Annotated in this window: 11 protein-coding genes; 4 read left to right on the top strand and 7 right to left on the bottom strand. The window is 70.4% G+C overall.

The genetic code is table 11. The features are described from left to right. Positions 1-36: 36 nt before the first annotated feature. Complete coding sequence (locus FY549_RS02605) at positions 37-846, top strand: DeoR/GlpR family DNA-binding transcription regulator (protein WP_149083700.1); 810 nt, start codon at positions 37-39, stop codon at positions 844-846. Positions 847-857: 11 nt separating this feature from the next. Here FY549_RS02605 and FY549_RS02600 read toward each other — a convergent pair whose 3' ends face one another. From FY549_RS02600 to FY549_RS02575, 6 genes are all read right to left on the bottom strand, one after another. Then, entirely contained in the window at positions 858-1,745 is an 888-nt protein-coding gene (locus tag FY549_RS02600; protein WP_259614153.1) for a LacI family DNA-binding transcriptional regulator, read from the bottom strand. Positions 1,746-1,813: 68 nt separating this feature from the next. After that, positions 1,814-4,075, bottom strand: coding sequence for an FAD-dependent oxidoreductase (locus FY549_RS02595; protein ID WP_149083699.1), 2,262 nt, complete (start codon positions 4,073-4,075; stop codon positions 1,814-1,816). Between the two features lie 35 nt (positions 4,076-4,110). Beyond that, positions 4,111-5,916: a BNR-4 repeat-containing protein gene (locus FY549_RS02590; protein ID WP_149083698.1), complete on the bottom strand. Its 1,806-nt coding sequence runs from the start codon at positions 5,914-5,916 to the stop codon at positions 4,111-4,113. 11 nt (positions 5,917-5,927) lie between these two features. After that, positions 5,928-7,253 (bottom strand): extracellular solute-binding protein, encoded by a 1,326-nt coding sequence (locus FY549_RS02585; RefSeq protein ID WP_149083697.1) that lies wholly within the window; start codon positions 7,251-7,253, stop codon positions 5,928-5,930. A gap of 50 nt (positions 7,254-7,303) precedes the next feature. After that, positions 7,304-8,209 carry a carbohydrate ABC transporter permease gene (locus FY549_RS02580; protein ID WP_101848185.1) on the bottom strand — a complete coding sequence of 302 codons (906 nt, stop codon included), beginning with the start codon at positions 8,207-8,209 and terminating at the stop codon, positions 7,304-7,306. After that, positions 8,206-9,060 (bottom strand): carbohydrate ABC transporter permease, encoded by an 855-nt coding sequence (locus FY549_RS02575; protein WP_174235390.1) that lies wholly within the window; start codon positions 9,058-9,060, stop codon positions 8,206-8,208. Before FY549_RS02575 ends, FY549_RS02580 begins: the two co-directional genes overlap by 4 nt. A 357-nt stretch (positions 9,061-9,417) precedes the next feature. Here FY549_RS02575 and FY549_RS02570 point away from each other — a divergent pair, with 357 nt between their 5' ends. From FY549_RS02570 to FY549_RS02560, 3 genes are read left to right on the top strand one after another with little or no spacing between them, the layout of a single operon-like run. Next, positions 9,418-13,491: an Ig-like domain-containing protein gene (locus tag FY549_RS02570; protein WP_149083696.1), complete on the top strand. Its 4,074-nt coding sequence runs from the start codon at positions 9,418-9,420 to the stop codon at positions 13,489-13,491. After that, positions 13,482-14,087 (top strand): SGNH/GDSL hydrolase family protein, encoded by a 606-nt coding sequence (locus FY549_RS02565; RefSeq protein ID WP_149083695.1) that lies wholly within the window; start codon positions 13,482-13,484, stop codon positions 14,085-14,087. Before FY549_RS02570 ends, FY549_RS02565 begins: the two co-directional genes overlap by 10 nt. 19 nt (positions 14,088-14,106) lie before the next feature. Continuing rightward, the gene (locus FY549_RS02560) at positions 14,107-14,757 is read left to right on the top strand and encodes a GntR family transcriptional regulator (protein ID WP_149083694.1); all 651 of its coding nucleotides are present in this window, start codon (positions 14,107-14,109) and stop codon (positions 14,755-14,757) included. A gap of 199 nt (positions 14,758-14,956) precedes the next feature. Here the strand turns inward: FY549_RS02560 and FY549_RS02555 are convergent, their stop codons facing one another. Beyond that, complete coding sequence (locus FY549_RS02555) at positions 14,957-15,766, bottom strand: amidohydrolase family protein (protein ID WP_159463407.1); 810 nt, start codon at positions 15,764-15,766, stop codon at positions 14,957-14,959.

Genomic DNA, 15,766 nt, shown 5'->3' with positions numbered 1-15,766 from the left:
CGTGGCAGACTGGAGGCTCCATCGGAAGGAGACCGCGTGCTGGTCACGGAACGCCGCGAGCGCATCCTCGCCCTGACCCGCGATCGCGGTACCGCCTCCATCGCCGAACTCGCTGCCACGCTGCAGGTGAGCGAGATGACGGTGCGTCGCGACATCGATCAGCTCGCCGAGGAGGGCGCTGTCGAGCGCATCCGCGGCGGTGTGCGGGCGCGGGGGCAGCAGCGTCTGGTTCCCGCGCCGGCGGTCTCGGCGGAACGGCGGGCGATCGCCGCGGCGGCCGCGGCGCTCGTCGAGCCGGGCATGGCGGTCGGCATCTCCGGCGGACCCGCGGCGCTGGCCCTCGCGCGGGAGCTCGTGCGGGTGCCTGAGCTCACCGTCGTCACGAACGCGCTGCCGGTCTCCGACCTGTTCTCCCCGCCGGACCGGGCCGACGCCCCGTATACGCAGACCGTGGTCCTCACCGGAGGTGTCCGCACGCCCTCCCAGGCGCTCGTCGGACCGGTCGCCGTCCGCGCCCTCGAGCATCTGCACTGCGACCTCGTGTTCCTCGATGCCCACGGCCTCGACGAGCAGGCCGGCATCACGACCATGAACCTGCTGGAGGCCGAGACCAATCGAGCGCTCATGGCCGCGGGGCGCGAGGTCGTCGTCCTCGCCGAGCACAGCCGCTGGGGTGTGGTCGGACTCACGACCGTGGCCGACCTGAGTGACATCGACCGCCTCATCACCGACGACGGGCTCCACGACCAGGCGCGGGAGCGGCTCGCCGCGCACGTCGGAACCCTGCATGTCGCCCCGCGCGACGGCGGCGACGAACGCGCGCTCGCGACGGCCCTCGCGGACTGAGTCCGCCGCCGTCATCGTGCCGTGCTCGCCCGCGGGACCAGCCGGGCGCCGACCGTCACGTGCCGCACCGGGAGATCGGCCCCCGGAGGCGCGGCGATCTGCCGCTCCAGCTCCGTGAACGCGGCGTCGACGAGGCGCGCGTGGTCGGGCGCGATGGTGCTGAGGGCGGGGACGGCGAAGCGTGCGGCCTTGATGTCGTCGATGCCGACGACGGCGACGTCCCGCGGCACGTTCCGCCCCTGGGCCTGGAGAGCCGCCAGCGCGCCGAGGGCGACCGAGTCGTTGGAGCAGACGATGCCGTCGAGATCGGGGACGGCCGCGGCCATGGCTCCGGCGACGCGTTCGCCTTCCTCCGCGGTGAAGGCGTCGACCTGCGCCGTGAGCGCGGGGTCCGCGGCGATACCGGCGGCGGCCAGCGCCTCCAGATACCCGGCATGCCGACGGTCGGCTGCGTCCGAGGGGCGCGCGTCGCGGCGCCCGACGAAGCCGATGCGCCGGCAGCCGACGGCGATCAGGTGCTCGGTGGCGGTGTAGGCCGCGGCACGGTTGTCGATCGTGACGTGCGTGAACGGGCTCACCTGGATGTGCTCGCCCAGCAGCACCAGCGGCCCGGGCGACGTGCGGCGGGTGAGGTCGGCGACCGTGAGCGAACGGGGGATGTGGATCAGGCCGTCGATGGGCGGGAGGCCGACACCGTTGGCGACATCGATCTCACGGGCGTGGTCGCCCTCGGTCTGCACGATCAGCACGGCCAGTCCGCGCTCGTCCGCACCGCGGACGATGCGCGAGCCCAGCTCCGCGAAGTACGGCTCCTCCAGGTGCGGCACCGCGAGCGCGATGAGCCCGGTACGGGTGGCCCGCGCGACGGGGAGCACGCGGCCGCCGGGCGAGGTGGTCACCTGCAGCCTCCTGGAAGGACGACGGTCTCCGCCGGGACGACGGATGCCCTTCACGTTAGCGCTCTCCGTCACGATTGCACTCGGAACGCGATCACGCGTGCCTCCGCGACGCCGTTCGTCCGCTCCACCACGAGGCGGGCGGCCGTGAAGGCGCCGAGGTCGGCGGGGAGCGGATGCACCCGCAGCCGGTGGCGGTTGTCGCGCTCCTCCGCCACGGTCCGCCACCCGTCGGAACCCTCCGGCTGCACCTCGACGCGGTAGTCCCGCACGAGCTGCGGCAGCACCTCGTCGGGGCTGCGGTGGTGATGCAGGGTGTTGAGCTCGAGGTCCACGTCGTCATCGAACACGAGGCGGATCTCGTGCGCCTGGACCGGCTGTTCCCAGTCCAGGCGCAGCCACTGCGGGCCCTCCGCCTCCGGGTCGGACGCCCACAGGTGCGGGCCGCCGAACGGACGGTTGTACCCGGAGACGGCGCGCTCCGGAGCCACGGCCTCGGAGGCCGGGCTGGTGCGGAACGCGGGCACCCGACCGCGCAGCGGCTTGGTGGGCCACTGCACCAGCAGACCGTCGCGGTCGACCTGCACGTTCCGGTCGTCGTTGTCGACCCGGTGCACGAGGGTGAGCACCCCGGGGGGCAGATCCGAGGCGAGGTGCACCTGCACCTGCGGGTTCGCACGGATCACGACGATCGCGTTCTGCGGCACCTCGGGGGTGAACGGGGTCTCGGCGCGGACCCAGGACGGGCCCCCGGCGGGGACGTCGATCACGGTGCGGTGCTCGAGCGCGGCGGGCACGACGTTCTGCGGTCGTCCCGTGGACCAGACCTCCACCGTGACCTGCGTGTCGGCGTCGGCGCTGAGCAGCACTTCCGTGGAGTCGAGGCGCGGGTGTACGGGCACCACGATGCCGAGGTCGTCGACGAGCGCGTGCGGAGCCGTGTCGGCGACGGCGCGCTCCGGGGTGCCGATCGTCCGCAGGGTGCTCGACGCGGTGACGGTAGCCGTGCGGGCGAGGTCGGCGGCGTCCTCGTTCGCGACACCGATGAGGGACGCGTCGGCACGGAGCAGCGTCTGCCGCAGTTCGGCGCGGTGGTTCTCGTACAGCTCGCGCGGCGTGGCGTCGTGCGCGTAGCAGAGGGCGGCGGCGGTGCCGGCGGCCTCGCCCATCGCGGCGCACGTCGCCATGACCCTCGCGGCGCCGAACGCGATGTGCGTGGCCGAGATGTCGCGGCCGGCCATCAGCAGGTTGTCGACGTTGACGGAGTACAGCGAGCGGAACGGGATCTCGAAGACACCGTCCGAGAAGCGCTGGACCGCGCCCGCCCCCGTCGCATACATGCCCTCGGCGGGGTGCAGGTCGATGGACCAGCCGCCGAACGCGATGCCGTCGTCGAACGAGGTCTGCTCCAGGATGTCCTGCTGGCGCAGCGTGTAGTCGCCGATGAAGCGGCGGTACTCGCGCTTCCCGGGGATGTTGCCGATCCACTCCAGCGTCAGGTTGTCCGCGTCGAACTCGCCGGAGTTCTTGATGTGGTCCCAGATCCCGAGGATGACCGAACGCAGCTCGTCGCGGATGGCCTCGTTGTCGTCGACGATGTCGAGCGTGCCGCCCCACTCGATCCACCAATAGTGCGCGCCGCTGTCGCCGCTGCGGATGATGCGGGACGAGGGGATCGGTGTGGTGGAGATGTCCTTCGCGCTCTCCGGTGCGACGTACTTCACCGGGTGCCCGAGATCCTTCGTATAGAAGAGGAGCGTCGAGCCGAGGAACTCGCGCACCGGCTGCTCGGGGGCCCACTCCTCGCCGAACTCGCTCCGGCTCTCCTTGCCCAGCCGGTGCCGCGCGCCGACGAGCCGGCCGACCAGGCCGTCACCCGTGCAGTCGAGGAACAGGGGTCCCCGGAAGACGGTGCGGATCTCAGAGCCCATCGTCCAGCCGGTGACCGACCGGACCCGACGCGCGTCGTCGGGCCCGGTGGCCTCCGCCTCCAGGACCTCGGTGTTGAGGAACAATGTGAGGTTGGGCTCGCGACGCACGATGTCCAGCACCACGTCGTCCCAGTACACGGGGTTGCCCTCGGGGTTGCGGAACTGGTTCTCCCGATACATCTCGCCGATGATCCCGGTCTCCCGCGCCCACCGCTGGTTTCCGTGCGCGGTCGCCCCGCACACCCAGACCCTCACCTCCGAGGAGGAGTTGCCGCCGAGCACCGGCCTGTTGTTGATCAGCACGGTACGTCGGCCGAGGCGGGCGGCCGCGACCGCGGCGCTCACTCCGGCGAGGCCGCCGCCGACGACGATGATGTCGGCTTCGACGGTCTGGGTGCGCATGGAATGGGTTCCTTTCGGGAGGGGTGGTACGCCGCTCAGCGTGCGGCGATCGCTTCGATCTCGTAGACGCGGGCGACGTCGGTGGTGGAGTCGGACGGGTCGGTGATGACGAGTCGTACGGCATCGGCCGTCAGGCCCTGGGCATCGACCACGACCGTCGTCTGCGTGTTGTCGACGATGGTGCCGACCGTGACCCAGCCGCTCGCGGTCCGGAGCTGAACGGTGAAGTCGCGCAGCACGGACGCCTGGGCCGGTCCGACGGTGTAACCGCTGCGCACCCGCACGATGTCGAGCGGCGCTTCCTCGTCCCACGCGGCCGTGATGGTCGGCTGGGTGTCTGAGGTCGCCGAGATCCAGCGGCTCGCGTCCGTGCAGCCGCCGTCCACGGCCTTCTCCGGGCCGGTGTCGGCGCGGAGCTGGGACGAGGCGGTCACGGTGCCGCCCAGGGCGAGGTTCTCGCCACCGGCGTCGCCGCGGAGGGAGGCCACGATGGCGGCGAGGGTCGTGCTGCCGGGCTGACCGTCGCGCGGGACCTCGGCGTGCCGCAGCGTGCCGCCGCCCGGCACCGCGGGGGCGCTGAGGTAGACGACGTCGGTGCCGTCGGTGCGGGTCGCCGCACGGAGGCGCTGTTGGCCCACGACGGGATCTCCCACCGTGTCGGCGGTCCACCCGGAGGCTCCCGCCGTGAGCAGGACCGTCCGGCTCCGGGTGATGCCGCAGTCCTGCACCGACACGACGGCGTAGACGCGGCTCTCGCCGCCCGCGGTCGTCGTGTCGAGCGCGGCGATGGTCTGCACGCCGCTGCCGAGGGCGTCCGTGTCCACGAGGGTCTCGCTCGTCCAGGCGGAGCCGTTCCAGGTGGCCCAGCGCACGTCGAAGGCGTTCTCGGTCTGATCCGCGTACCGGTAGGTCACGCCGACGAGCTCCCCGTCGGCGAGGGCCATCTTCGCGGTCTGCACGGCGGGCACGGCGTCGCCGATGGTTTCGCCGGGCTCGTAGCCGCGCCACACGACGGCGCCGGGGGTGTCCGGGCGGATCGGTGTCGGCAGGGCCTGGCCCGCGATGTCGCGGAAGCCGCCCGCGGCAGGGTCGTACACGGCGTACGAGCCGAGATGACGGTACGGGTCTGCCGGCCAGGGGCCCCACTCCCAGAGCACGTGTACCTTGCCGGCCGCGTCGACCTCGAGGTCATCGGGGTAGAAGGAGTGGTTCACGGCCGCGGCGATCGTCGTCTCGCGGCTCCACGTCCCCACGGCGGGGTCGTAGTGGTACAGGACGCCGTCGCGCCGGGCCTGCGGGTCGGCGCCGACGCGCACCATGAGCCAGATGTCGCCGTCGGCGCCCTGCGCGGTGACCGGGTAGGAGATCGCGGCGCCGGCGTCGGGCATCTCCGCGCTCACGTCGACCAGCGATGTCGCGTCGTAGGGCGCCGTGGAGCGGAAGTACTTCCACGGTTCATGGTGCATCGAGACGAACGCGTGGATGTACCCGTCGCCGTCGATCGCGATGGACGGCTGGTTGTGGCCGTTGTCGTCGAGGTACTCCGCGCACGCGCCGGTCGTGAGGCGCAGGCAGCCGGATGTCCACGTGCCGTCGGAGGCGCGGACGGCCAGGTTCACCTGGTGCTTCGTCGCCACCGAGCCGGGCACGTTGAAGGCGAAGTACGTCTCGTCCCCGTCGACGACGAGCGGGTTCCACCAGCCGGACTGGTTGGAGCTGTCGACCGTGACGGGCACGGTCTCGACGTCCGAGGTCGCAGCGGCAGCCGGAGCCGGCACGGCGAGGACGAGCGCGGTGAGGGCGGCGGCAGCGGTGGCGCCGCCCTTCGAGCGGAGGGTCATGGCGATGCTCCTCAGCCCAGCAGCTTCTGCGCTTCGTCGCCGGCCTGGGTCATGGCGTCCTTCGCGCTCTGCTGGCCCACGAGGACGGCCTGGACACGGTCGGCGATCACGGTCTCGATCTGGGCGTACTGCGGGTACTGCCAGAACGGGTTGGTGGTCGCCGTCGCCGTGATCTTCTCGGCGAAGCGGGCGCCGAAGGCGTCGGACGCCACCTCCTTCGAGGCCTGCGCCTCTTCGGTCACGGGGGGCAGGCCGCGCAGCTCGTAGTCGCCGAGCACCGCCTTCAGGTCGCTCGTGGCCCACTGGCCGAAGTCCGCGGCCGTGCGGGTGCTGTCGCCGGAGCCGCCGCCGACGATGGCGATGGCACCACCCCAGACGAGGGCGCGCGGGGTGTCGCCCTTCTTCAGCACCGGGCGGGACTCGGGCACGAGCTTGGAGGCGAGGTCGGGGTCCGGCGAGTCCTTCGTGACGGAGGCGCGCCCGACCGGGGCGTCGTCGTAGATGGCGGCGCGTCCCTGGGCGAACAGTGACCGGGCATCGAAGCGGTCGACGTCGGCGGCGATGAGCCCCTGGTCGTACAGCGACTTGTACCAGGTGATCGCCTCGATGCTCGCGTCGTCGCCGATCGTGACCTTGCCGTCCTTCACGAGGTCGCTGCCGAACGTCTGCATCCAGATCAGCACGTCCTTGAGCTGGGCGGCCTTGGTCGAGGCGGCGTAGGGGATGAGGCCACCGCCGAGGCCCTTGAGCTTCTTCAGCGCCGCCTCGAAGTCGTCGACCGTGGTGGGGAACGTGGAGATCCCCGCCTTCTTCAGGAGCTCGGAGTTGGTGACGAGGCCGATCGCGCCGATCGTCCACGGGAATGCGTACTGCTTCCCGTCGAGCTGCGTGGCCTCCAGGCTCGAAGCGGTGTACCCGCGCCCCTTCGTGAGCGCCGAGACGTCTTCCAGCTTGCCGAGTGCCGCGAGCGAGGCGAGCCACGCGACGTCGACGTGGGCGGCGCCGGTGAACTGCCCGCCGCGCACCTGGAGCATGAGCTGCTTGAAGTACTCGTTGTAGGGGAAGGAGACCTCGGTGATGCCGACGTCGTTGGTCTTCTTGTAGCCGTCGAGCAGCGCGCGGGTCGCCGGGGCGGCGGCCTCCTCGGTGAGCGACCAGCTGGAGAAGGAGAAGTCGGTGGCGGCGAAGTCGCCCGCGCCGAGCCCGGCGCCGGGGGAGGAGGACGGACTGCCGCTGCCGCCGCCGCTCGGCATGCAACCGGCGAGGAGGAGGCCGGCGGCGCCGAGCCCGGCGAACTGCAGCAGCTGGCGACGGGAGACGGTGGTGTTCTCGGACATGGGGGTGCTCTCTCTTCTTCGAGGGACTGCGGATGAGGGGGTGGTGCGGGTCAGCCCTTGACCGCGCCGGCGGTGAGCCCGCCGACGAGGAAGCGCTGCAGGGCGATGAACGCGATGGCCACGGGGAGCGAGACCACCAGCGATGCCGCCATGAGTTCCGGCCAGGCGGTGGACGCCTCGCCGATGAACGTGTTGACGAGTCCCGGCGGCAGGGTCTGCTTGTCGGGACCGGCGAGCGTGAGGGCGAAGATGAAGTCGTTCCAGCCGCGGACGAACGCGAACAGGCCCGCGGCGATGAGGCCGGGAGCGGCCAGCGGCAGCACGATGGAGTGGATGATGCGCATGCGGGAGGCGCCGTCGACGCGGGCGGCCTCGATGAGCTCGTCCGGGATCGTGTCGAAGAAGCCCTTCAGCATCCACACGCACAGCGGCAGCGTGAACGTCGTGAACGACAGCACGAGCGCCGTGTAGGTGTTGAGCAGGCCGTAGGCCGAGAACACCGCGTAGAGGGTGATGAGCAGCAGCGCCTGCGGGAACATCTGCGAGGCCAGCACGAAGTACATGAGGCTGCGGCGGCCGCGGTAGCGGAACTTCGAGAACGCGTAGCCCATGTACGCCGACACCAGAACCGAGAGGATCGCGGTGATGACGGAGACGACGATGCTGTTGCGGAGGTAGCCGAACAGCGCCGGGTTGTTCGCGAGCGCGGCGTAGGCCTCGAACGTGATCTCGGTGGGGAACAGCTTGGGTGGGTAGCTGAACACCTCGGTGCGCGGGGTGAGCGAGGTCGCGAGCAGCCAGTAAACGGGCAGCAGGGCGAACCCGCCGAACACGACGACGGCGATCCAGGCGCTCACGGTGGAGGCGCGGCGGTCGGCCCGGTGGCGCCGACGACGGGGCGCGGCGGGTGGGGCGGAGACGGCGGCCACCGTCTCTTCGGTCAGCACGGCGGTCATCGCTTCTCTCCCTTCTCGGACAGGCGGACGTAGACGACGACGAGCGCCATCAGCAGGATCATCCAGAGCAGGCCGATGGCCCCGGCGTGCCCGAGGTCGAAGCCGTCGAACGCGGTCTCGTACACGGCGGTCGCGAACGTCTGGGTGGAGCCGGCGGGACCGCCGCCGGTGAGGACGTAGATGATGTCGAAGTGCTGGAAGTTCCAGATGAACTCCAGCAGGATCACGAGGCCGATGATCCCGCTCATCTGCGGGACCGTGATGGAGAAGAACCGGCGGATGGTGCCGGCGCCGTCGATCTCGGCGGCCTCGTGCAGCTCGATCGGCACGGTCTGCAGGCCCGCGAGGAGCATGACCATCATCCAGGGGAACGACTGCCAGGTCTTCGCGACGATCACGGCGATCATGGCGGTGGTGGGGTTCGCGAGCCACGCCTGGGGGGAGTCGATGAGGCCGACGGTCTCCAGGGCGGCGTTGAGCACGCCGTAGTTGGCGTTGAAGATCCACATCCACAGGAACGAGACGACCACGCCGGGGATCAGCCACGGGATGAGCATGAGGCCGCGGAGCACCTTGGCGCCCCGGATGCGCGTGTTCAAGGCGAGGGCGAGGCCGAAGCCGATCACGAACGGCGCGATGGTCGTGCCGAGGGTGAAGACGAGCGTCTGGGTGAGGAGGGGGAAGAACTCGCCCGTCAGCACGTCGACGATGTTCTGGAAGCCGACGAACTCGCGACCGGGCTCGACGAGGCTCTGCTTGTAGAACGCGGTGATGAGGGCCGTGATCAGGGGGTACACGACGACGGCGGCGAGGAGCGCGAGGCCGGGAGCCGTGAGGAGGAGCGCGAACATCCCGTCCGAGAGGCGACGGGGCCGGCGACCTGTTCCTATCTGTGAGGAAATGGTCTGTTCTGTCATCTAGGTCATCCTTGGCCTGGGGTGATGTGTCCGCACTCTCGCGGTGCGGTCTCGGGCTTCCCCAGTATTTCCGGCACATTACGGCGACGTCAACTGGAGAGCACAAGTGTCCGAAAGTGGTGGAAAGTGTGCGTTTTGTGAACTGATTTTCAGATCGAGATCGCGCAGCGTGAATTCGAAACGATCAGTATCGATCCTTGCTAGTCGATTATCGATTGGCTACGGTCGGAGCAGCCGCTTCCGCGGCGCCGCGCGCATTCGTCGTGCGGGAAGCGACAGTTCGGAGACGCAATGAAGCGTGTGCTGGCAAGCCTGACCCTGGCAGCGGTGTTCGGATCCGCCCTCGCTGCGGCGGTCCCGTCGGCGGCTGCGGCCGCGGACGACGACGCCCTCTACCTCGCGCCGGGAGGTGACGACGCGGCCTCCGGCACGATCGACGACCCCCTCGCGACGCTGGAAGGCGCCCGCGACCGGATCCGCGCGCTCAAGGCGGACTCCGCCCTGCCCGACGACGGCCTCACGGTCTACCTCCGGGAGGGCACGTACCCGCGCTCGGCCTCGTTCGAGATCGGGGCGCAGGACTCGGGGACCGCCGACGCCCCCATCACCTACCGCTCGTACCCGGGGGAGACCGCCACCCTCACCGGAGGACGCGAGCTGCCGCGCGACCAGTTCGCCGCGGTCGAAGACGCGGCGGTGACCGACCGCATCATCGACCCCGCCGCGCGAGACCGTGTCGTCGGGATCGACCTCGCCGACCTGGGCATCACCGACTACGGCCAGCTCAGCCGCCACGGCTACTGGAAGGCCAACGACGTCAGCACCACGCCGCCCATGGAGCTGTTCATCGACGGCCAGGGCATGACCCTCGCGCGCTGGCCCAACGCCGACGCGGCCACGCCGACCGTGCAGATGGGCGACATCATCGACGCCGGGCCCGACCGCAACGACGCCGACCTGCAGGACCGCGGCGGCACGTTCAGCTACGGCTACGACCGCCCGAAGTACTGGACCCAGGCCGAGGACGTGTGGCTGGACGGCATCTTCGGCTACAGCTGGGAGTGGTCGTACAACAAGATCGAGAGCATCGACACCGATGCGAAGACCATCACCCTCCGCTACGGCGAGATGTCGGGGATCATGAAGAGCTGGTTCCCCGACTTCCACTTCGCGCAGAACCTGCTGGAGGAGCTCGACGCCCCCGGCGAGTACTACATCGACCGCGACGCCGGGAAGCTGTACCTCATCCCCAACGCCGCGTTCACGTCCGGTCGCGGCGCCGTGACGGTCACGACGCTCGACGAGCCGATGCTGCGCGCCGACGGGGCCTCGTACGTGAACTTCGACGACCTCGTGATGGAGTACGGGCGCGCGACGGCCGCGGTGATCCTCGGCGGCTCGCACGTGACGATCTCGCACAGCGACATCCGCAACTTCACCGACGGCGGCGTGCTCATCAACTCGCCGGGGCGCTACACGTACGACGGCATCCCCGTGAACCGCGGCGGGCGCGATCACGCCGTGACCGACAGCCGGCTCACGCACGTCGGCGGCGTCGGCGTGGTGCTCCAGGGCGGCGACAAGACGACCCTCGAGCCCGGCCGCAACCGGGTCGAGAACTCCGAGATCGCCGACTTCGCGTACTACCACAAGGCCTACAACCCTGGGGTGATGTTCGACGGAGTCGGCAACATCGCCAGGGACAACGAGATCCACGACGCTCCCCACCCCGGGATCATCGTGCACGGCAACGACCACCTGTTCGAACGCAACGAGGTGTACGACGTCTGCAAGCAGTTCCACGATCTCGGTGCGATCTACATGAACTCCGGGAAGACCCCGCAGCAGCGCGGTCACGTGTTCCGGGAGAACTACTTCCACGACATCGGCGTCGGCATGGCGGGCGTCGAGGGCATCTACGCCGACAACTTCACGTGGGACCTCACGATCGAGAAGAACGTGTTCGTGAACATGGGCAACGGGGCGATCAAGAGCGGCTCGGCCGACTACATCGAGGCGCGCAACAACGTCTTCGTCGACGCCTACGCCCCGTACGACAACTACGAGCAGTGGATGGGCGATCAGGAGGGCAACGTCGTCGACCGCGACTACATGCCGGCCTGGGAGAAGGTGTTCGCCGACAACAACGACTTCGTCGGCACGCCGTACCTGACGAAGTACCCCGAGCTCGCGCACTTCTTCGAAGACGACCACTACTTCCCGAACCACAGCACGTTCGCGCAGAACGTCGTGTGGAACCCGAACCGGGCCCGGATGGCCGGCGTCAACGAACACGGCGCGAAGGACGGCAAGAACCTCCTGAACTACGAGGACAACTGGGTGGCCGACGCCGACCCCGGCTTCGTGGACGCCGCGAACGGCGACTACACGCTGAAGGCCGATGCGGCCGTGTTCGACCAGATCCCGGGCTTCGAGTCCATCGCTTTCGGCGAGATCGGCGTCGACGGCGCGATCGGGCAGACGCAGCAGCCGCAGACCGTCCCGCTCGAGGACATCGCGTTCGACAGCGACACGCTCACGATCGATGCGGGGGACGAGGTGCGGGTGCGCGCCGTGCCGCTGCCCTGGAACGCCGACGACGCCGCGGTGACCTACGCCTCGGCCGACGCCGCGGTCGCCACCGTGAACGACAAGGGCGTGGTGCTCGGCATGGGCCCCGGCACGACCACGGTCACGGCGACCGCGAAGGCCGACGCCACCAAGACCGCGACCATCGAGGTGATCGTCGAGGAGGGCGACGGCGTGCTGCACTTCACCGACTTCGAGTCGGGGGCGAACGGCTGGCCGACCGACCCGAACCGCAGCATCCAGGTGGATGCGTCGGGCGACAAGGTGTACCGCATCCTCAAGGGCGCCAACAGCATCCTGCCGCGGGACTTCACCGAGTTCGTGCTCGACTTCGACGTCACGGCCCCGGCCACGACCCCCGCCAACGCGGGGCTCATCGTCTACGACCGCAACGGCAAGGGCGGCGGCTACATCCGCTTCCGGCAGGCCGCGGCCGGCCCGACCTGGACGATCTTCGACGACACCTGGAAGGTCGTCGCCGAGAAGGTCGTGCCCGCGGCGCAGGGGCTGACCCCTGGCGCGACCTCGCATGTCAGGATCGCCGTGCAGGACGGACAGGTCCGGATCTCCGTCAACGGGGCGATCGCGCTGGAAGGCGCCGACCCCGGCCCCGGCAAGGCCGGTCGGGTCGGGTTCTACGTGGAGAACTACGCCTCGCTCGACTTCGACGACATCGGGTTCTCGCTCTCCGGCGTGCCGGTCACGGGCGTGAGCCTGGACGCTGACGCCGTCGGGCTCACCGTGGGGGAGCGGCGGTCCGTCGTGGCCGAGGTCGCCCCGGAGGACGCCAGCGATGGCCGCGTTACCTGGACGACCGACGCCCCGGAGGTCGCGACGGTCTCCGGGGGCCGGATCGCGGGGGTGGCGGCGGGGACCGCGACGATCACCGCGACCTCGGTCGCCGATCCGAGCCTCAGCGACACGGTCACCGTGACCGTGGACGACGCCGAGTACCCCACCACTCGCCTCGACCGGCAGCTCACGGACGGGGCGAACTGGAGTCAGTCCGACCACATCGCGGTGGACGACACGGGCGTCGTGATCAGCGGTCAGGGCGTGCACGGCTACGAGACCGAGCGCTTCGGCGACACGTTGCTGCAGTTCGACGCGGAGTTCGGAGCCTTCGACGGCGGCTGGTACGGCTTCCAGGCGCGCTCGGACCAGACCGGGCTGCCCGCCTGGCAGAACTCCAACACGGGCTACCTCGCGGTGATCAAGGAGGACGTGATCGAGTTCCAGAGCTGGACCCCGGGTCAGACCATGCTCGACAGCATCCCCAACACCGTCATCGAGCCGAACTCCACGCACCGTATCGAGTTCGGCGCCATCGCCGAGGACGGCGGCACCCGGATCGTGCTCCGCGTGGACGACGTGACCGTGTGGAACATGGTCGACGCACGGCAGAACCTCCGCATCGATGCCGACGGCTTCTTCAACGTCTACCACTACGGAAAGACGAACACCCTGGCCGTGCGCCCGACCGCGCCGCCCGCGACGGTGACCGGCATCTGCTGGGCGCCCGAGGCGGACCCGAAGACCCGCTACGTGCGCGGCGAGGAGCTCGATGTGACCGGCATGCTGCTGGGCGTGGACTGGAGTGACGGTTCCCGCACCACGCAGCAGGTGACGGCCGACATGGTCAGCGGCTTCGACAGCAGCAAGGTGCGCCCGCACCACACGCTCACCGTGACGTACGCTGGCGCGAGCGTCGAGCTCCCGATCTCGGTGCGGCCCAAGCTGAAGGACGACGAACAGGATGTGCCACGATGCGGGTGACCTTCATCGGCGACTCGATCACCGACGCGGGGCGCGATCGTTCCGACCCCGAGTCCTTCGGCGACGGCTACGTCTCGCTCCTCGCGCCGGAGCTGCAGGCGGCGGGGGCCACGGTCCGCAACCTCGGGATCGCCGGGGACCGCGCCCGAGACCTCGCCGCCCGCTGGGACGGGGAACTGATGCCGACGGTGCCGGAGCTGCTGACCGTGTACGTCGGCGTGAACGACATGTGGCGGCGCTTCGACAGCGACGACCCGACCTCGCCCGAGGAGTTCGCCGCGACGCTCGGCGACCTCCTCGGGCGGGCGGTCGCGGCGCACGCCCCGCGGCTGATCCTCATGGAGCCCTACTTCCTCCCCGTGACGGAGGAGCAGCGGGAGTGGCTCGACGACCTCGACGGGAAGCGGGCCGCGGTGCGTGCTCTCGCCGCGGAGCACGGGGCGGCCTTCGTGCCGCTGCACGCGGTGTTCACGGCGGCGGCAGAGGAGCATCCGGTCGTCGAGCTCGCACCGGACGGGGTGCACCCGACGCCCCGCGGATCCGCCCTCATCGCGGATGCCTGGCGCGCGGCCGCGTCCATTAGCGATAGTCGATAATGGACGTAGACTGATGGTCATGACGGATGCTCTCGGCACGGCCGGACTGCAGCGCGGACTGCTGTCGGATCAGATCTATGCGCTCATCAAGGCGATGATCAAGGACTCGACGCTGGCCCCCGGCGAGCAGCTCGTGGAGTCGCAGCTCGCCCGCCAGCTGCAGGTGAGCCAAGCACCCGTCCGCGATGCCCTCAAGCGGCTCGCGCACGAGGGGCTCGTGTCGCACGTACGCCACCAGGGCAACTTCGTCGCGAGCTACTCCGCGGAGGAGGCGGCGCAGGCCAAGGTCGCGCGCGTCGAGCTGGAGGGGTTGGCGGGACGGCTGGCCTGCGGGGCGCTGGACCCCGCCCGTCGGGCCGAGCTCGTCGGCCTCATCGCGCAGATGCACGAGGCCGCGGAGGCGGAGGACCTCGCGCGATTCCGCGAGCTCGACTTCACCTTCCACCGTGCTGTGATCGAGGCCAGCGGCAACGTGTACCTCCCCCGCATGTGGGACCTCCTGGAGCCGAGCCTGCGCGTCATGCACGTGCTCGGTGACCCCACCTTCACGGGGGATTGGCACGAGGTCGCGGACTGGCACAAGGGGCTGCTCGACACGCTGGATGCCGGTGACGAAGAGGCTGCGTCCTCCCTGTTCCGTGCGCACGCCGCCGGCACCCTCCTCGACTGAGCCTCTCCCGCGCGAGGTCGCAGTCTCGCACCGAGGTCGCACGGATCGCCGGGGTTTCTGCGACGCGGGGTGAATCTGCGGCGGGGGTGTGGAAGTGTCCCGGGGTGGGGTGTTTCCGCGCGGGGTCGTCGATCCGCACCGAGGTCGCACGGATCGCCGGGGTTTCTGCGACGCGGGGTGAATCTGCGGCGGGGGCGCGCTACGCGGTGAAGGGGTAGAGGCGGTCGGCGGTGCCGGCCCAGAAGGCTCGAGCCTCGGACGGGGAGAGGCGGGGGAGCGCGGCCTTGGTCGCGGCGAGCACCTCCGCGTAGGCCGAGGTCCGGGTCGACATCGGCCAGTCGCTCCCGAACAACAGCCGGTCCGCGCCGAAGAGGGCGAACGCGGAGCGCAGCAGTGTCCGCGACTCCTCCGCACCACGGGCCGCGAGGTCGAGCCCGGACACCTTCGCCGACACCCCGGGGGCTGACGCGGCCTCGCCGAGAGCCGAGAGCCACGCGGCATCGGCCGTCCGGGCGCCGAGGCCGAGGTGGCAGACGACGACCGGGGTGTCAGGGTGCCGTCGGGAGAGGGCGGCCGCGGCGGGAAGCTGGTCCGGCCGGATGAGAAGTTCGAGGGTGCGGGCGGTCGCGCTGAGGTGGTCGGCGAGGGCGTCGAGGCCGGGCACATCGGAGAGATCCGCGGCGAACTGTGGCACCGCGGCGCGGATGCCGACCACAGCGGGGGAGAACGCGACCGAGGTGGCGCCGGCGGCTCGTCCCGGCGCGGGGGTGTACTGCAGCACCACGCGCCGGAGGAAGGGGTCGTGGGCCGCCGTCGCGGTCAGCCACTCCGCCTCCGCGATCGAGTCCGCGGCCTGCACGGCGATGGCGGAGGAGACTCCGCTGTCCGTCAGCTCCCGTCCGAGGCGGGCGGCCGCGGCATGCCGGGGGAGACCGAGGTCGTCGCGGAACCAGGGGATCGGCACGGCGTCCGCGTCCCAGACGTGCACATGGGCGTCGACGATCCGCAC

Origin of the sequence: Microbacterium sp. 1S1 (assembly GCF_008271365.1) — a bacterium.
Lineage (GTDB): Bacteria > Actinomycetota > Actinomycetes > Actinomycetales > Microbacteriaceae > Microbacterium.
This window is presented reverse-complemented; position numbering and strand designations above follow the sequence as displayed.